Source organism: Streptomyces viridosporus T7A (genome assembly GCF_008704515.1).
Taxonomy (GTDB): domain Bacteria; phylum Actinomycetota; class Actinomycetes; order Streptomycetales; family Streptomycetaceae; genus Streptomyces; species Streptomyces viridosporus.
On record NZ_CP023700.1, the window covers coordinates 7030883 to 7049024 of the forward strand.

General features: G+C 74.0%; 12 protein-coding genes. 9 read left to right on the forward strand and 3 right to left on the reverse strand.

Annotated features, from left to right (window positions below):
* Positions 1 to 38 precede the first annotated feature (38 nt).
* From CP969_RS32115 to CP969_RS32125, 3 genes are read left to right on the forward strand one after another with little or no spacing between them, the layout of a single operon-like run.
* Positions 39 to 1199 (forward strand): CaiB/BaiF CoA transferase family protein, encoded by a 1161-nt coding sequence (locus tag CP969_RS32115; RefSeq protein ID WP_016823694.1) that lies wholly within the window; start codon positions 39 to 41, stop codon positions 1197 to 1199.
* Positions 1196 to 2410 (forward strand): acetyl-CoA C-acetyltransferase, encoded by a 1215-nt coding sequence (locus tag CP969_RS32120; protein ID WP_004980325.1) that lies wholly within the window; start codon positions 1196 to 1198, stop codon positions 2408 to 2410. Before CP969_RS32115 ends, CP969_RS32120 begins: the two co-directional genes overlap by 4 nt.
* A gap of 41 nt (positions 2411 to 2451) precedes the next feature.
* Complete coding sequence (locus tag CP969_RS32125) at positions 2452 to 4647, forward strand: 3-hydroxyacyl-CoA dehydrogenase NAD-binding domain-containing protein (RefSeq protein ID WP_016823693.1); 2196 nt, start codon at positions 2452 to 2454, stop codon at positions 4645 to 4647.
* 78 nt (positions 4648 to 4725) lie between these two features.
* Here CP969_RS32125 and CP969_RS32130 read toward each other — a convergent pair whose 3' ends face one another.
* Positions 4726 to 5517 carry a MerR family transcriptional regulator gene (locus CP969_RS32130; protein WP_086018989.1) on the reverse strand — a complete coding sequence of 264 codons (792 nt, stop codon included), beginning with the start codon at positions 5515 to 5517 and terminating at the stop codon, positions 4726 to 4728.
* 200 nt (positions 5518 to 5717) lie between these two features.
* Between CP969_RS32130 and CP969_RS32135 the strand changes: the two genes are divergently transcribed.
* The 4 genes from CP969_RS32135 to CP969_RS32145 all read left to right on the forward strand — a co-directional run bounded on the left by CP969_RS32135 (position 5718) and on the right by CP969_RS32145 (position 11691).
* A complete protein-coding gene (locus CP969_RS32135) occupies positions 5718 to 6197 on the forward strand; it encodes a macro domain-containing protein (RefSeq protein ID WP_016823692.1) in 480 nt (159 codons plus the stop codon).
* 456 nt (positions 6198 to 6653) lie between these two features.
* Positions 6654 to 8609, forward strand: a complete 1956-nt coding sequence (locus CP969_RS33355; protein WP_016823690.1) for a Xaa-Pro dipeptidyl-peptidase — start codon at positions 6654 to 6656, stop codon at positions 8607 to 8609.
* Positions 8606 to 9886 carry a M14 family metallopeptidase gene (locus tag CP969_RS33360; protein WP_016823688.1) on the forward strand — a complete coding sequence of 427 codons (1281 nt, stop codon included), beginning with the start codon at positions 8606 to 8608 and terminating at the stop codon, positions 9884 to 9886. Before CP969_RS33355 ends, CP969_RS33360 begins: the two co-directional genes overlap by 4 nt.
* Positions 9887 to 9969: 83 nt before the next feature.
* A complete protein-coding gene (locus CP969_RS32145) occupies positions 9970 to 11691 on the forward strand; it encodes a BCCT family transporter (protein ID WP_016823686.1) in 1722 nt (573 codons plus the stop codon).
* A gap of 86 nt (positions 11692 to 11777) precedes the next feature.
* Here the strand turns inward: CP969_RS32145 and CP969_RS32150 are convergent, their stop codons facing one another.
* Entirely contained in the window at positions 11778 to 12731 is a 954-nt protein-coding gene (locus CP969_RS32150) for an FAD-dependent oxidoreductase (RefSeq protein WP_016823684.1), read from the reverse strand.
* Positions 12732 to 12798: 67 nt separating this feature from the next.
* Between CP969_RS32150 and CP969_RS32155 the strand changes: the two genes are divergently transcribed.
* Positions 12799 to 13821 (forward strand): hypothetical protein, encoded by a 1023-nt coding sequence (locus CP969_RS32155; protein ID WP_016823683.1) that lies wholly within the window; start codon positions 12799 to 12801, stop codon positions 13819 to 13821.
* Positions 13822 to 13870: 49 nt separating this feature from the next.
* Positions 13871 to 15511, forward strand: a complete 1641-nt coding sequence (locus CP969_RS32160) for an ABC-F family ATP-binding cassette domain-containing protein (protein ID WP_016823681.1) — start codon at positions 13871 to 13873, stop codon at positions 15509 to 15511.
* 214 nt (positions 15512 to 15725) lie between these two features.
* Here CP969_RS32160 and CP969_RS32165 read toward each other — a convergent pair whose 3' ends face one another.
* Positions 15726 to 18101 (reverse strand): Tex family protein, encoded by a 2376-nt coding sequence (locus tag CP969_RS32165; protein WP_016823679.1) that lies wholly within the window; start codon positions 18099 to 18101, stop codon positions 15726 to 15728.
* Positions 18102 to 18142: the final 41 nt, after the last annotated feature.

Consider the following 18142-nt stretch of genomic DNA (forward strand, 5'->3'; position numbering starts at 1 on the left):
GTTACATCAGTTGTGTCACAGCCGGAGCGGAGTTGCGGATGACGGAGGCGAAGACGGCGGGGCACGGTCCGCTCGCCGGCGTGCGCGTGATCGAGCTCGCCGGTATCGGGCCCGGCCCGTTCGCCGCCATGCTCCTCGCCGACCTGGGCGCCGACGTCGTCCGCGTGGACCGCCCCGGCGGCCCGGGCCTCGGCATCGATCCGGCGTACGACGTCACCAACCGCAACAAGCGCTCCGTGATCGTCGACCTGAAGGCGCCCGACGGCGCCGCGCGCGTCCTCGACCTGGTCGAACGCGCCGACGTCCTCGTCGAGGGCTACCGCCCCGGCGTCGCCGAGCGCCTCGGCGTCGGCCCCGGGGACTGCCACCCCCGCAACCCGCGCCTGGTCTACGGCCGGATGACCGGCTGGGGCCAGCAGGGGCCCCTCGCCGACCGCGCGGGGCACGACATCGCGTACCTCGCCCCCACCGGCACCCTCGGCATGATCGGCGACCCGGACCGGCCCCCGGCCGTCCCGGCCAACCTCCTCGGCGACTACGCGGGCGGCTCCCTCTATCTCGTCGTCGGCGTCCTCGCCGCCCTGCACCACGCGCGCGCCACCGGCACCGGACAGGTCGTCGACGCCGCCATCGTGGACGGCGCCTCCCACCTCTCCGCGATGATCCACGGCATGCTCGCCGCCGGCGCCTGGCAGGACCGGCGCGGCGCCAACCTCCTCGACGGCGGCTGCCCGTACTACGGCACGTACGAGACGGCCGACGGCCGCCACATGGCGGTGGGCGCGCTGGAGCCGCGGTTCTACGCCGAGTTCCTGCGCCTGCTCGGCCTCGAGGACCGGGCCGCCGCCCACGCGGACGTCACCCGGTGGCCGGAGCTGCGCGAGCAGGTCGCCGCCCGCTTCAGGACCCGCACCCGCGACGCGTGGACGGCCGTCTTCGAGGGCTCCGACGCCTGCGTGGCACCCGTGCTGTCCCTGCGCGAGGCCCCGCACCACCCGCACCTGGCCGCCCGCGGGACCTTCACCGACCACGGCGGCATCACCCAGCCCGCACCGGCCCCGCGGTTCTCCGCGACCCCCGCCACCGTCCGCACCGGGCCCGCCCGGCCGGGCGCCGACACCGACGACGTGGCCCGCGACTGGGACGTACCCCGACTGCTGTCCCCGTCCTCGAACCCTCAGCGAAAGGCCTCCCCGTGAGCACCGAAGCGTACGTGTACGACGCGATCCGCACCCCGCGCGGACGCGGCAAGGCGAACGGCGCCCTGCACGGCACCAAGCCCATCGACCTGGTCGTCGGCCTCCTCCACGAGATCCGCGCCCGCTTCCCGGACCTCGACCCGGCGGCGATCGACGACATCGTGCTCGGCGTGGTCAGCCCGGTCGGCGACCAGGGCTCCGACATCGCCCGCACCGCCGCCGTCGCCGCCGGGCTGCCCGACACGGTGGCCGGCGTGCAGGAGAACCGCTTCTGCGCCTCCGGGCTGGAGGCCGTCAACCTGGCCGCCGCCAAGGTGCGCTCGGGCTGGGAGGACCTGGTCCTGGCGGGCGGCGTGGAGTCGATGTCCCGGGTGCCGATGGGCAGCGACGGCGGCGCCTGGTTCAACGACCCGATGACCAGCCTCGAGGTCGGCTTCGTGCCGCAGGGCATCGGCGCCGACCTGATCGCCACCCTGGAGGGCTTCTCCCGGCGCGACGTCGACGAGTACGCGGCGCTGTCGCAGGAGCGCGCGGCCACCGCCTGGAAGGAGAACCGCTTCGCGCGGTCCGTGGTGCCGGTGCGGGACCGCAGCGGCCTGGTCGTCCTCGACCGCGACGAGCACCTGCGCCCCGGCACCACCGCCGACTCCCTCGCGGCCCTCGCGCCGTCCTTCGCGGAGATCGGCGAGCGGGGCGGCTTCGACGCGGTGGCGCTGCAGAAGTACCACTGGGTGGAGCGGATCGACCACGTCCACCACGCGGGCAACTCCTCCGGCATCGTCGACGGCGCCGCCCTGGTCGCCATCGGCTCCCGGGAGGTCGGCGAGCGCTACGGGCTCACCCCGCGCGCGCGGATCGTCTCCGCCGCCGTGTCCGGCTCCGAGCCCACCATCATGCTCACCGGCCCCGCCCCGGCCACCCGCAAGGCGCTCGCCAGGGCCGGGCTGACGATCGACGACATCGACCTGGTCGAGATCAACGAGGCGTTCGCCGCGGTCGTGCTGCGCTTCGTCAAGGACCTGGGGCTGAGCCTGGAGAAGGTCAACGTCAACGGCGGCGCCATCGCGCTGGGCCATCCGCTGGGCGCCACCGGCGCGATGATCCTCGGCACCCTCGTCGACGAACTGGAGCGCCGCGACCTGCGGTACGGCCTGGCCACGCTGTGCGTGGGCGGCGGCATGGGCATCGCCACCATCGTCGAACGCCTCTGAATCCCGGCGACCCGCACGCGACCCCTTACGGAGACCCCCTGATGACCGAGAGCACCACCATCCGCTGGGAGCAGGACGACACCGGCGTCGTCACCCTCGTCCTGGACGACCCGGACCAGTCCGCGAACACCATGAACCAGGCGTTCCGCGACTCCCTCGCCGTGATCACCGACCGCCTGGAGGCCGAGAAGGACTCGATCCGCGGCGTCATCCTCACCTCCGCCAAGAAGACCTTCTTCGCCGGCGGCGACCTGCGCGACCTGATCCGGGTCACCCCGGAGACGGCGCAGGACCTGTTCGACGGCGGCATGGCGATCAAGCGCCGGCTGCGCCGCATCGAGACGCTCGGCAAACCGGTCGTCGCGGCGATCAACGGGGCGGCCCTCGGCGGCGGCTACGAACTCGCCCTGGCCTGCCACCACCGGATCGCCCTCGACGCCCCCGGCTCCAGGATCGGCTGCCCCGAGGTGACCCTCGGCCTGCTCCCCGGAGGCGGCGGCGTCGTCCGCACCGTCCGGCTGCTCGGCATCGCCGACGCCCTCCTCAAGGTCCTCCTCCAGGGCACCCAGTACACCCCGCGGCGCGCCCTGGAGAACGGCCTCGTCGACGAGGTGGCCGACAGCCCGGAGGACCTGCTCGCCAAGGCCCGCGCCTTCATCGACGCCCACCCCGAGTCCGCCCAGCCCTGGGACCGGCCCGGCTACAGGATCCCCGGCGGCACCCCGGCCCACCCGAAGTTCGCGGCCAACCTGCCCGCCTTCCCGGCCACCCTGCGCAAGCAGACCAACGGCGCGCCCTACCCGGCCCCGCGGAGCATCCTCGCCGCGGCCGTCGAGGGAGCCCAGGTCGACTTCGAGACCGCCCAGGTCATCGAGGCCCGCTACTTCGTCGAGCTGGCCGCCGGACAGACCTCGAAGAACATGATCCAGGCGTTCTTCTTCGATCTGCAGGCCGTCAACTCCGGCGCCAACCGCCCCCGGGGCATCGAGCCCCGCCGGGTCCGCAAGGTCGCCGTCCTCGGTGCCGGGATGATGGGCGCCGGCATCGCCTACTCCTGCGCCCGCGCGGGGATCGAGGTCGTGCTGAAGGACGTCTCCCCGGAGGCGGCGCTCAAGGGCAGGGGCTACTCCGAGAAGCTGTGCGCCAAGGCCGTCGCCAAGGGCCGCACCACCCGGGAGAAGGCCGACGCGCTGCTGGCCCGCATCACGCCCACCGCCGAGGTCGCCGACCTGGCGGGCTGCGACGCGGTCATCGAGGCGGTGTTCGAGGACACCGCGCTCAAGCACAAGGTCTTCCAGGAGATCCAGGACGTCGTCGCCGAGGACGCGCTGCTGTGCTCCAACACCTCCACCCTGCCGATCACGGCGCTGGCCGAGGGCGTGGAGCGGCAGGACGACTTCATCGGGCTGCACTTCTTCTCGCCGGTCGACAAGATGCCGCTGGTCGAGATCATCAAGGGCGAGCGCACCGGTGAGGAGGCGCTGGCCCGCGCCTTCGACATGGTGCGGCAGATCAACAAGACGCCGATCGTGGTCAACGACTCGCGCGGCTTCTTCACCTCGCGGGTCATCGGGCACTTCATCAACGAGGGCGTCGCCATGGTCGGCGAGGGCATCGAGCCCGCGTCGGTGGAGCAGGCCGCCGCCCAGGCCGGCTACCCGGCCAAGGTGCTCTCCCTGATGGACGAGCTGACGCTGACCCTGCCCCGCAAGATCCGCACCGAATCGAAGCGGGCGGTCGAGGAGGCGGGCGGCACCTGGACCGCGCACCCCGCCGAGGCCGTCATCGACCGCATGGTCGACGAGTTCGGCCGGCCGGGGCGCAGCGGGGGCGCCGGCTTCTACGAGTACGGCGAGGACGGCAGGCGCGTCGGCCTGTGGCCGGGACTGCGCGAGCACTTCACCCGGCCCGGCTACGCGATCCCGTTCCGCGACATGCAGGAGCGCATGCTGTTCGCCGAGGCGCTGGACACCGTCCGGCTGCTGGAGGAGGGCGTGCTGACCTCCGTCGCCGACGCCAACATCGGCTCGATCCTCGGCATCGGTTTCCCCGGCTGGACCGGCGGCGTGCTGCAGTACATCAACGGCTACGACGGCGGCGCCGGGGGAGGGACCGGCCTGCCCGGATTCGTGGCCCGCGCGCGGGAACTCGCCGACCGCTACGGCGAGCGCTTCACCCCGCCGGCGCTGCTGGTGGAGAAGGCGGAGAAGGGGGAGGTCTTCACGGACGCCCGCTGACGGTGCGCCCCCGCCGGGTGACGCGGCACTCCGCCGCGTCACCCGCGGCCGTCCGGCGTCACCCGCGGCCGTCCCGCGTCACTCGTGGGCGTCGCCGTCCATCCACTCCCGCAGCTCCTCCCGCAGCGACCGCTGGAACGTCGTGAGCAGTGCCTGCACCACGAGCGGCTGCATGTGGGCGGACAGCGACCTCACGTCCCGGGCGTCCCGCTCGGCCACCGCGTCGCGCAGCAGCCGCGACAGCTCGTGGGCCGCCGCGCGGGAGTACTCGGTCAGCGTGGTGCGGGCGGCGAGGATCGTCTCGTGCGACAGCGGTACGTCCAGCAGTTCGACGCCGAGCCGCAGCAGACCGGTGTCGACGCCGTACCGCTCACCCTCGCGCCGGACGACGCCCATCGCCGCCAGCCGCTCGGTCTCCTCCTCCCCGAGCGCCCGGCCCGCCCTGCGTTCCAGCTCCCCGTGCGTCACCGTCTCCGTGGCCTCCGGCGCCCAGGAGGCCACCACCGCCCGCTGGATCGCCAGCTCCCGTGCGGACAGGTCCGGCGGCAGCTGCCCCAGGTACCGCTCGATGGCCGCCAGCGTCATGCCCTGGCGCTGCAGCTCCTCGATGAGCGCCAGCCGGGCCAGGTGCTCCCGCCCGTAGTGACCGACCCGCCGCGGACCGAGCACCGGGGGCGGCAGCAGGCCCCTGGTGCCGTAGAAGCGGATCGTGCGCACCGTGACACCGGCCCGGGCCGCCAGTTCGTCGACCGTGAGGGTGGACTCCACGCCTTCTTCTCCCCTTCGGGACGCCTCGGCCGGTGTCGAGGGGGCGACCGTGCCCGGCCCCTCGGCGGCGGGTCCCTGCGGCTTCCCGGTCTCGGTCGTCATGCGCAGCAGTATCGCTGTACCACCGGAGCTGTACCACCGGAGTTGTGACACCCGGGCACGCCGACCGGACGGCCGTGCGAGACGTCCCGCGGTGCGGCTTCCTCCCTCGCCGGGGCGAGCGGGCCGCCGGGCGCGCGCCGAGCGACCTCACGAGGCAGCGGGCCGGTGCCGGTGTCAGTGGCAGCCCCTACGGTGGCGTCATGTCGGGGATCACGTACGTCCGGGGTGACGCCACCGTTCCGTCGGTGAAGGGCGTCACGATCGTCGCCCATGTCTGCAACGACATCGGCGGCTGGGGGAAGGGCTTCGTCCTGGCCCTGTCCCGCCGCTGGCCCGAGCCGGAGGCCGCCTACCGCGCCTGGCACCGCGACCGCGCGTCCAACGACTTCGCCCTGGGCGCGGTGCAACTGGTCCAGGTCGAGCGGTACGCCTGGGTGGCGAACATGATCGGCCAGCGCGGCACCAGGACCGGCAGCAAGGGCGTCCCCGTCCGCTACGAGGCGATCGACACCGCCCTCACCCGCCTCGCCGACCACGCGGCCGGCCTCGGGGCCTGCGTCCACATGCCCCGCATCGGCTGCGGGCTGGCCGGCGGGAAGTGGTCCCGGGTCGAGCCGCTGATCACCGAGCGGCTGGTGGAGCGCGGCATACCGGTGACGGTCTACGACCACGGGGACTGAGCGTGCCGCGGCGGGTCGGCCCTCCGGCGCGAACGCCCGCGACGGGCACCGGGTGAGGCGTGCCGCGAGGGTCCCGTCCTCCTCCGGAGGGGAGTCGAGGACCGTCACGTCGAACCCGACCGCCCCGGGCCGGTCAGGGCCGTGCGCACCACCGTCTCCGGCCCTCCCGGGCCGGCCCGCCCGGGGGACGGTGGCCGGCCGCGGGCATGACCGCGTCGGCCAGGACGCCGGTGCCGAGGCGGCCCCGGCACCCGGTGCCCGCGCGGCTCGGCAGCCCGACCGCGCGGTGCGCCGCCTCAGCCGCTCCCCGCGCGCGGACCGCGTCGGGGTCCCTCGCGTGCGGCGCCGGCGGCAGCGGCCGCGTCCCGGCCGCCGTCGGCTTCCGGCCACCGGTTTTCCCACGGGGCGTCAGGTGCCCTCTTCTGCACGGGTGTTGACCGATGTACCGTCCCGCGCATGCCGAAACGCACGCGCTTCACGACCTGGAGACCGCTCGCGACGGCGGCCACCGCCGCCCTGACGGCCGCGCTGCTCACCCCGGTCGCGGCAGAGGCCGCGCCGCGCGGGAGCCTGCCCGTCCACTCCTACGCCGACGCCGTCCGCGAGGCCGTCTGGGTGGACACCGGACTCGACGAGGACCGCGACGGGAGGACCGACCGGGTCGCCGTCGACATCGTCCGCCCCCGCGAACCCGCGCAGCGGGGCCGGAAGGTCCCCGTCATCATGGACGCCAGCCCGTACTACTCCTGCTGCGGGCGCGGCAACGAGAGCCAGCGGAAGACCTACGACGCCGACGGCGACATCGTGGGCATGCCGCTGTTCTACGACAACTACTTCGTGCCGCGCGGCTACGCCGTCGTCGGCGTCGACCTGGCCGGGACCAACCGGTCCGACGGCTGTGTGGACGTGGGCGGCCGCTCCGACATCCAGTCCGCCAAGGCCGTCGTCGACTGGCTGAACGGACGGGGCAGGGCCTACACCACCCGCACCGGCACCGAGCGCGCCCGGGCCGACTGGACCAACGGCCGCACCGGCATGATCGGCAAGAGCTGGGACGGCACCATCGCCAACGGAGTCGCCGCGACCGGCGTCGAGGGCCTGGAGACCATCGTCCCGATCGCCGCCATCTCCTCCTGGTACGACTACTACTTCACCCAGGGCGCCCCGCTCTACGACTCGGGCCCCGACTGGCTGTCGCACTACGTCGAGAGCCCCGACGCCCGGTCCCGGTGCGCCGCCGTCCAGCGCGAGCTCGTCGACGGAGCCCCGCGCACCGGCGACCGGACGCCGCTGTGGACCGAACGCGACTACGTGCGCGCCGCGAAGAAGGTGCGGGCCAGCGTCTTCCTCGTGCACGGCATGCAGGACCTCAACGTGCGGATGCAGCACGTCGGCCCCTGGTGGGACGCGCTCGCGAAGAACGGGGTCGAACGCAAGATCTGGCTCTCCCAGACCGGTCACGTCGACCCCTTCGACTTCCGCCGCGCCGAGTGGGTCGACACCCTGCACCGCTGGTTCGACCACGAACTCCTCGGCTACGACAACGGCATCGACCGGGAACCGGTGGCCGACATCGAGCGCCGCCCCGACCAGTGGGTGACCTCCGCGGCCTGGCCGCCGCGCGGCACGCACACCGTGGCCCTGCGCCCCGCCCGGGGCACCGAGCCGGGCGTCGGCACCCTGGGCCTGCGCAGGGGCAAGGGCACCGAGACCTTCACCGACGACCCGCGGCTGGGCGAGACCGACTGGGCCGCGCGGGTCCACACGCCGACCCCGGACAAGGCCGGGTTCGTCACCGGACCGCTCACCCGGGACCTGCGGCTGTCCGGTTCCTCCCGGGTCACCGTCACCGTCACCCCCAGCACCCCGACGGCCCATCTGTCCGCCGTTCTCGTGGACCTCGGCCCCGACACCGTCCGCGACTACGCCGACGCCGGCGAAGGCATCACCACCCTCACCGAGCGCACCTGCTGGGGCGCGAGCACCGCGGGCGACAGCTCCTGCTTCAAGGAGACCCGCGCGAAGACCGTCGACGTCGACCACACCGTCGTCAGCCGCGGCTGGGCCGACCTCGGCCACCGCGCCGACACCGGCGAGGGCGCCCCGCTCACCCCGGGCAAGCGGTACACGACCACCCTCGACCTCGCGGCCACCGACCACGTCGTGCCCGAGGGGCACCGCCTGGCGCTGATCGTCGCGGGCACCGACCGGGGCCTGATCGACCCCCCGGCGGACACCCCGACGCTCACCCTCGACCTGGCCCGCACCACCGCCCACGTCCCGTTCGTCGGCGGAACGGCCGCGTTCGCCCGCGCCACCGCGGGCTCGCACGCCGGGGCCCGGGACACGGTCCTGAACGGCGTGGGCCGGCCGGACACCCCCGCCCACCGCATCCCCGGGCAGGCCCGGTGAAGCGCGCCCCGGTCCTCGCCGCCGCCACCCTCGCCGCCACCTTCGCCGCCTCCCTCGTCACCGCACCGGCCCGGGCCGGCGAGGAGGCCCCGCCCCGCACCGGGTTCGAGACGAGCGACGGCGCCCGCTGGACCACCCTGTCCGAGGAACAGCGGTTCCTCGTGGCCGTCGACCGGGCGAGCAGCCGGATGTCCGTCACCCGGATCGGCACGACCGGGCAGGACCGCCCGCTCCGGCTCGTCCGCATCGGCACCCGGCCCACCTCCCACACGGTGCTGCTCGTCTGCAGCCAGCACGGCGACGAACCCGCCGGCCGCGAGGCCTGCCTCACCACCGTCCGCGACCTGGCCCTCGCCGAGGACCGGCCCACCCGCCGCTTCCTGGAGCGCACCACGGTGCTCGTCGTGCCCACCGCCAACCCCGACGGCCGGGCCGCCGACACCCGGGGCAACGGCGACGGCGTCGACGTCAACCGCGACCACCTCGCCCTGAGGACCGCCGAGGGCCGCGCCCTGGCCGCCGTCGTCCGCGACCGGCGCCCGGACGTGATCTACGACCTGCACGAGTACGGCGCCACACCCCCGTACTACGACAAGGACCTGTTCGACCTCTGGCCGCGCAACCCCAACACCCATCCGGCCGTCCACGAGGCCGCACGGACCCTGTCCCGCGCCTACGTGCGCCCCGCCGCCGAAGCCGCCGGCCACTCGACCGGCACCTACGGCATCTGGACCGATCCCGTCACCGGTGAGCCGATCCGACAGACCGCCGGCGACGGACAGGAGCGCATCCTGCGCAACATGGCCGGAATCAAGCACGGCGTCGGCCTGCTCGTCGAGAGCCGCGTCGACCCGCTCACCGACGCGGAGCGGGCCGACGCGGCCCTCAACCACCGGCGCAGGGTGGACTCCCAGCTCGCCGCACTCGGAGGGCTGCTGCGCTTCGCCGGCGAGCGCCGCGGGCAGATCGAGGCGGCCACCGACGCGGCGCGCGCCGCCGGTCGCGCCGACACCGGACCCGTCCACCTGGGCGGAGCCGACAACGACCCGCCCGAACCCTCCGAGACGATCACCGATCCGCCGTGCGGCTACCGCCTCACTCCCGGCCGGTACGCGGACGTCCGGGACGAGTTGGCGCTGCACGGGGTGCGCGTCCGGCGGGACGGCGACGGCGTCCTCGTGCCCCTGCGGCAGCCGTTGCGGGCCCTCGTCCCGCTGCTCCTCGACGAACGCGCCGCGTACCACCTCACGGCGGGGGAGCCCGATAGGTCCTGCTGAGAAGGTGAGTTTTGCGCCACACGTGGTAGGGGCATCTCGGGAGGAGCGCACTCCGCCCATGAGTTCGAGGAAAGGTGCCGCCGGTGACGCAGGACCATCACAGCGACAAGGACGGTACGGCAGGCCCGCTCCCGGGTTCGGAAGCGGGCCTGCCCGGCCGGGAAAGCCCTCGGACCGACCGGGTGGTGTTCGGCGTCACGGCCGTGTTCACCCTCGCGTTCGTGATCTGGGGTGCCACCGCGACGGACTCCCTCGAGGCCGTCTCCAGCAGCGCGCTCGGCGGGCTGATCCACAACGGCGGCTGGGCGTTCATGCTGGCCGCCTCCGGCTTCGTCGTCTTCGCCCTCTGGCTCGCGATCAGCCGCTACGGCCGGATCCACCTCGGCGCCGAGGGCGAGGAACCGGAGTTCCGTACCGTGTCCTGGGTCGCGATGATGTTCAGCGCGGGCATGGGCATCGGTCTGATGTTCTACGGCGTGAGCGAGCCGCTGGCGCACTACACCACGCCGCCGCCCGGCACCGCCCCGGCCGACTCCGGTGACCGCATGGAAGTGGCCATGGCCACGACACTGTTCCACTGGACGCTCCACCCCTGGGCGATCTACGCGGTGGTCGGTCTCGCCATCGCCTACAGCACGTTCCGCAGGCGCCGCCGGCAGACCATCAGCGCCGTCTTCACCCCGCTCATCGGGGAGCGGAACGCGAACGGGGTCGGCGGGCGCGTCATCGACATGCTGGCGATCGTCGCGACCGTCTTCGGCTCCGCGGCCTCGCTCGGTCTCGGCGCGCTGCAGATCGGCTCCGGTGCGCAGGAGCTCGGCTGGATGGACAAGGTGAGCACCGGCCTGCTCGTCGGCATCATCGCGGTGCTGACGGTGGCGTTCATCGCCTCCGCGGTCTCGGGGGTGGAGAAGGGCATCCAGTGGCTCTCCAACACCAACATGGTGCTGGCGCTGGTGCTCGCCCTGTTCGTGTTCGTGGCCGGCCCGACCATCGTCGTCCTCGACCTGCTGCCCACCTCCGTCTTCTCCTACCTGGGCGAGCTGCCCCAGCTGGCGGCCCGTACCGAGGCCAGCGGCGGTGAGGGGGTCGCCGCCTGGCTGGGCAGCTGGACCGTCTTCTACTGGGCGTGGTGGATCTCCTGGACGCCCTTCGTCGGCATGTTCATCGCCCGCATCAGCCGGGGCCGGACGATCCGCCAGTTCGTCGGCGGGGTCATCCTCGTGCCCAGCACGGTCAGCCTCATCTGGTTCGCGGTCTTCGGCGGCTCCGCGATGAAGCTCCAGGAGCAGGGCAGGCTCGGCGAGAAGTCCACGCCCGAGGGCCAGCTCTTCGCGGTGCTGCAGCAGTTCCCCGTCGCCACGGCCACGAGCCTGCTGGTGATGGTCCTCGTCGGCATCTTCTTCGTCTCGGGCGCCGACGCGGCCTCGGTCGTCATGGGCACCCTCTCGCAGAAGGGCGCACTGGAGCCGGGCCGCCTGGTGGTGGTGTTCTGGGGCGTCGTCACCGGCGCGGTGGCCGCGATCATGCTGCTCGTCGGCAGCGGCCAGGGCGACGCGCTGACCGGCCTGCAGAACCTCACGATCCTCGCGGCGGCACCGTTCGTCGTCGTGATGATCCTCATGTGCGTGGCGCTCATGCGCGATCTGCGCCGGGACCCGCTCATCGTGCGCGGCGAGATGGGCTCCGAGGCGGTGGAACTCGCCGTCATCCGGGGCCACAGGAGGTACGACGGCGAGTTCGAGCTCCGCATCGGCCCCGGCCGCGGCCCGGACGTGGAGGGGGACCCGATCGGCAAGCACTGACCGCTCCGCCCGGCCGTCCGGGGACGGACGGCCCCGCCCCGCCGCCGTCCGGGCGGCCGTCCTCCGCCCGGACGTCGCCCCGCGCCTCAGCCGGCGGCCAGGCCAGCCGCCTCCTCCGCGCAGCCCCAGGCCACCGTGACGCCCGCGCCGCCGTGGCCGTAGTTGTGCACCAGCAGCCGCCCGCCCGCGAGCGGTGCCCGCTCCAGGCGCACCGTGTCCCGGGCGGGGCGCAGGCCCACCCGGTGCTCCAGGACCCGCGCACCGGCGATCTCCGGCCGCAGCGCCGCGCACCGCCGCACGATCTCCCCGGCCACCGCCGGGTCCGGCTCCAGGGACCAGGCGTCCTCCTCCGCCGTGCCGCCCAGCACCAGCCGTCCGGGCTGCGGGAAGAAGTACGTCGTCGCGCCGTCGGCGTCCGTGGAGACCGTCCAGGTGTCGATCCCCGGGTTCTCCACGACCACCAGCTGCCCCCGCACCGGCCGCACCGACGGGTCCGGCACGAGGTCCCGTGCCGCCAGCCCCGTGCAGTTGACCACGACCGGAGCACCGACCTCCGCGAAGTCCGCCACCGCACGCGTCTCGACCGCCCCGCCCGCCGCCAGCAGCCGCTGCCGCAGCCACGGCAGGTGGGTCGACATGTCGATGAGCGGCAGACGCGCCCACACCCCCGACCCGGCGGGATACTCCTCGGCCGTCGCCCCGCGCAGCCCCGGCAGGCGCGCGGCGGCCCAGGCGCCGACCTCGTCCAGCGGGGTCTCGCCCAGTACTCCTTCGACCATCCGTACGCCGGTCGTCCCCGGCCGCGCCGCCAGCTCCTCGTACACCTCCAGCGACCGCAGCGCCCACGCGCGCACCGCCGTCACCGGCTCGATCCGGTAGGGCCACCACAGCGCGCCCGCAACCGCCGAGGTGGTCCGCTCCACCGGGTCCCGCGTCCACAGCCGCACCCGCACACCGCGTTCGGCGAGGACCACGGCCGTCGTCAGCCCGACGACCCCACCGCCGATCACGAGGACATCGCAGTCCGCTTCGGTTCCCATCGCGGGGACATTAGCGGAATACCCCATGCCGCGCTCGGGCCCGTGCCCCGGGGGGAATACTCACCGCATGGCTGCCGAGTACACGACCTTCGGCCTGGCACCGGCGACCCGGGCGGGTGCGCTCCTTGCGGGCGGTGACTACCAGGTCCACCGGGACTTCGTCGACTTCGTCGTCGACGGGTGCCCGCTGCTGTTCCGCCTCCGTGACCTGGACGCCGTCTCCCCGCTCGCCTCCGACGTCCCGCCCGCCATCTTCACCGCCCAGGTCCGCGGCCTGCTGCTGGAGAGCGAGGCGCCGCTGCCCGCCGGCCGGTACATCGTCTACGGCTGCCCCGAGTGCGCGGACCTCGCCTGCGGTGCGGTGACCGCGGTCATCGAACGCGACGGCGAGGACTTCATCTGGCGGGACTTCGCCTGGCAGACCGGCGAGCAGGCCGACCTGGAGCTCAACGGCTACCACGGCATGGGCCCCTTCCGCTTCCGCGGCGCCGAGTACCGCGCGGCCCTCGCCGCCCTGCTGGACGGCGGCTCCCCGGGCGCCCGGCGCCGGGTCCTGCTGATCGGCACCCGTCTCGCCCTGCTCACCGGACTCGCCGCCGCCCTGCGCACCATCGGCATCGGTGCCGACACCGCCCAGGACACCGACGGCGTCCCCGCCGACGAGCTGCGCGGCTACGACGCGGTGGTCTTCGGCCGGTCGACCGGCGCCGCGGAGCGCGACGCCGTCCGCCGCGCCTTCGCCGCGGCCGGGGTGGACGTGCCCTTCGTCGACGGCCTCGCCCCGGCCGTTCCGCTCCTCCTCGCCCAGACCGAACACGCCCTCGACCGCAGTCCGCGCGAGCGGCGCCGCCTGACGGACCTCACCGCCGCCGGCGACGGGGCGCAGGTGGAGGTGACTTCGTCCTGCCGGGTGCGGCTCACCGCCTACCGCGTCGACCGCCTCTCCCGCACCCGCGCCCAGGACCTCTTCGACGGCGTCCTGGAACCCGGCCGCCACCGCGTCCCCCTGGATCCGAAGGCGGTGAGGGGCGAGGCGTTCGTCGTGGCCCGCGCCGCCGGGACGGTGCTGGTGACGGCCGTGGGGCGGTGAGGAACCGGGGCGCCTCCCACCGCGCACGGCCGTTAGGATCGGCGGTCTGATGACTGCCACCCTCGTCGCCAAGGACCTCGCCGCCGGTCACGGCGACCACTCCCTGTTCACCGGCCTCGACCTCGTCGTCGCCCCCGGTGACGTGATCGGGCTGGTCGGCGCCAACGGCGCGGGCAAGTCCACGCTGCTGCGCCTGCTCGCCGGGCTCACCGCCCCCGAACAGGGCGAGCTGCGCCTCTCCCCGCCGACCGCGACCGTCGGGCACCTCCCGCAGGAGCCGGAGCGCCGGCCCGGCGAGACCGTGCGGGAGTTCCTGGCCCGCCGCACCGGTGTCGCCGAGGCCCAGCGGGCCCTGGACGAGGCGACCGAAGCCCTGGTCGCCGGGGCGCCGGGCGCGGACGACGCGTACGCCGCCGCCCTGGAGCGGTGGCTGTCCCTGGGCGGCGCCGACCTCGACGAGCGCGCCGAGGAGGTCGCCGCCTCCCTCGGCCTGGCCGTCGGCCCGGACCGGCCGATGACCGCGCTCTCCGGCGGACAGGCGGCCCGCGCCGGGCTGGCCTCCCTCCTGCTGTCCCGCTACGACGTCTTCCTCCTCGACGAGCCGACCAACGACCTCGACCTGGACGGCCTGGAGCGCCTCGAGCGCTTCGTGGGCGGACTGCGCGCCGGGACCGTCGTCGTCAGCCACGACCGCGAGTTCCTCACCCGCACCGTCACCAAGGTCCTCGAACTCGACCTCGCCCAGCGGCGGATCAACCTCTACGGCGGCGGCTACGCGGCCTACCTGGAGGAGCGGGAGGTGGCCCGCCGGCACGCCCGCGACGCGTACGAGGAGTACGCCGGCAAGAAGGCCGCCCTCCAGGACCGTGCGCAGATGCAGCGCGCCTGGATGGACAAGGGCGTGAAGAACGCGCGCCGCAAGGCGGGCGGCGACAACGACAAGATCGGCCGCAAGTTCCGCAGCGAGGCCAGTGAGAAGCAGGCCGCCAAGGCCCGCCAGACGCAGCGCATGATCGAGCGGCTCGAGGTGGTCGAGGAGCCGCGCAAGGAGTGGGAGCTGCGCATGGAGATCGCGGCGGCCCCGCGCTCCGGCGCGGTGGTGGCGACCCTGCGGGACGCCGAGGTGCGGCGCGGCGGCTTCGTGCTCGGCCCGGTGTCCCTGCAGATCGACTGGGCGGACCGGGTGGCCGTCACGGGCGCGAACGGCGCCGGCAAGTCCACGCTGCTGGGCGCCCTGCTGGGCCGCGTCCCGCTCGACGCCGGCCACGCCGCGCTCGGCCCGGGCGTGCTGCTCGGCGAGGTCGACCAGGCCCGCGCGCTGTTCCACGGACCGCAAGCGCTGCTCGACGCGTTCCGCCCGGCGGTCCCCGACCTGGAACCGGCCGACATCCGCACCCTGCTGGCCAAGTTCGGCCTCAAGGCGGACCACGTCCTGCGCCCCGCGGCCACCCTCTCCCCGGGCGAACGCACCCGCGCCGCCCTCGCCCTCCTCCAGGGCCGGGGCGTCAACCTCCTGGTCCTCGACGAGCCGACCAACCACCTCGACCTGCCCGCCATCGAACAGCTGGAGGACGCCCTCGACGCCTACGAAGGCACCCTCCTGCTGGTCACCCACGACCGCCGCATGCTCGACGCGGTCCGCGTCACCCGCCGCCTGGAGGTCACGGACGGCAAGGTGGCCGAGCGCTGACGGCGCGTCATCCGCCGCTCGGGCCGCGGGTGGTCGACCACCGGACCGTGCGCGGTGCCGTCGAGCTCGACCCGGGCCGTCCCGTACCCCTCGCTCGCGGTGACGTCCCCCGTGACGACCCGTGAGGTCCGCATACCGGCACCCTGCGGACCCGAGCGGGCCCGGGCCCCCGCACGGCGGCGCGGGACCCGGGCCCGGTGGCGACGGGAACGGCTCAGCGCCCGCCGCGCTTCGGGTCGACCAGACCGGCGCGGCGCAGGGCGTCGGCCATCGCGCTGTTCGAGGGCGCGGCCGCCTGGCGCGAGCCACCGCCACCGCCACCGCCGCCGCCTCGGCGGCCCTGACGCTGCTGCGGCGGACGCCCACCGCGCTGCCGGCGCTCGTCGCCGCCGTCCGTGCGGCCCTGCCCGGCCGCCTCGTCGTCCAGGCGCAGCGTCAGCGAGATGCGCTTGCGCGGGATGTCCACGTCCAGGACCTTCACCTTGACGATGTCACCCGGCTTCACCACGTCCCGCGGGTCCTTGACGAACGTCTTCGACATCGCCGAGACGTGCACCAGACCGTCCTGGTGGACGCCGACGTCCACGAACGCGCCGAAGGCGGCCACGTTCGTCACCACGCCCTCCAGGACCATCCCGGAGGACAGGTCGGAGATCTTCTCCACGCCCTCCTTGAAGGCGGCCGTCCGGAACGCGGGCCGGGGGTCGCGCCCCGGCTTCTCCAGTTCCTTGAGGATGTCGGTGACGGTCGGCAGACCGAACGTCTCGTCCACGAAGTCCTGCGGCCTCAGCGACCGCAGCACCGCCGTGTTGCCGATCAGGGCGGCCACCTCCTGGCCGGAGGTCTTCACCATGCGCCGCACGACCGGATAGGCCTCCGGGTGCACGCTGGAGGCGTCCAGCGGATCGCCGCCGCGGATCCGCAGGAAGCCCGCGCACTGCTCGTACGCCTTGGGTCCGAGCCGCGTGACCTTCTTCAGCTCGCCGCGGGACGTGAACGGGCCGTTGACGTCCCGGTGGGCCACGATGTTCTCGGCGAGCGAGGAGGAGATGCCGGAGACCCGGGCGAGCAGCGGGGCCGACGCGGTGTTGACGTCCACGCCCACGCCGTTCACACAGTCCTCCACCACCGCGTCCAGCGAACGCGACAGCTTCACCTCGGACAGGTCGTGCTGGTACTGGCCGACCCCGATCGACTTCGGGTCGATCTTCACCAGCTCGGCCAGCGGGTCCTGGAGCCGGCGGGCGATGGACACCGCGCCGCGCAGCGACACGTCCAGCTCCGGCAGCTCCTGGGAGGCGAAGGCGGAGGCCGAGTACACGGAGGCGCCCGCCTCGGACACCATCACCTTCGTCAGCCCCAGTTCGGGGTGCCGGGCGATGAGTTCACCGGCGAGCTTGTCGGTCTCGCGGGACGCGGTGCCGTTGCCGATCGCGACCAGCTCGACCGCGTGCTCCTTCGCCAGCCGGGCCAGCTTGGCGATCGCCTCGTCCCACCGGTTCGCCGGCACATGCGGATGGATCACGTCCGTGGCCACGACCTTGCCGGTCGCGTCCACCACGGCGACCTTCACGCCCGTGCGGAAGCCCGGGTCCAGGCCGAGCGTCGCGCGGGTGCCCGCCGGGGCCGCCAGCAGCAGGTCGCGCAGGTTGGCCGCGAAGACCCGCACCGCCTCGTCCTCGGCCGCGGTGCGCAGCCGCAGCCGCAGGTCGATGCCGAGGTGCACCAGGATGCGCGTGCGCCAGGCCCAGCGGACCGTGTCCAGCAGCCACTTGTCCGCCGGACGCCCCCGGTCGGCGATCCCGAACCGGTTCGCGACGATCCCCTCGTACGACGACGGGCCGTCCACCGGCTCCTCCGGCTCCAGGACGAGGTCGAGGACCTCCTCCTTCTCGCCGCGCAGCAGCGCCAGGACCCGGTGCGAGGGCAGCTCGGTGAACGGCTCGGCGAAGTCGAAGTAGTCCGCGAACTTCGCGCCCGCCTCCTCCTTGCCCTCGCGCACCTTGGCGGCCAGCCGCCCGCGCACCCACATCCGCTCGCGCAGCTCGCCGATCAGGTCGGCGTCCTCCGAGAACCGCTCGGTGAGGATCGCCCGCGCGCCGTCCAGGGCGGCCTGCGGATCCGCGACGCCCTTGTCGGCGTCCACGAACGCGGCGGCCGCGGCGAGGGGATCGACGCCCGGGTCACCGAGCAGCCCCTCCGCCAGCGGCTCCAGCCCCGCCTCGCGCGCGATCTGCGCCTTGGTGCGCCGCTTGGGCTTGTACGGCAGGTAGATGTCCTCCAGGCGCGCCTTGGTCTCCGCGCCCCGGATCCGGGCCTCCAGCTCGTCGGTCAGCTTGCCCTGCTCGCGCACCGACTCCAGGATCGCCGTACGACGCTCCTCCAGCTCCCGCAGATAGCGCAGCCGCTCCTCGATCGTGCGCAGCTGCGCGTCGTCGAGCATCTCGGTCGCTTCCTTGCGGTAGCGGGCGATGAAGGGCACCGTCGAACCGCCGTCGAGCAGTTCCACGGCGGCTTTGACCTGCCGCTCCCGTACGCCGAGTTCCTCGGCGATCCTGCCTTCGATGGACCCTGCGAGGGGTGTCGTCACGTTCCCGTACCGCCTTCTCCACTGAGGTTGCGCGGCAATTG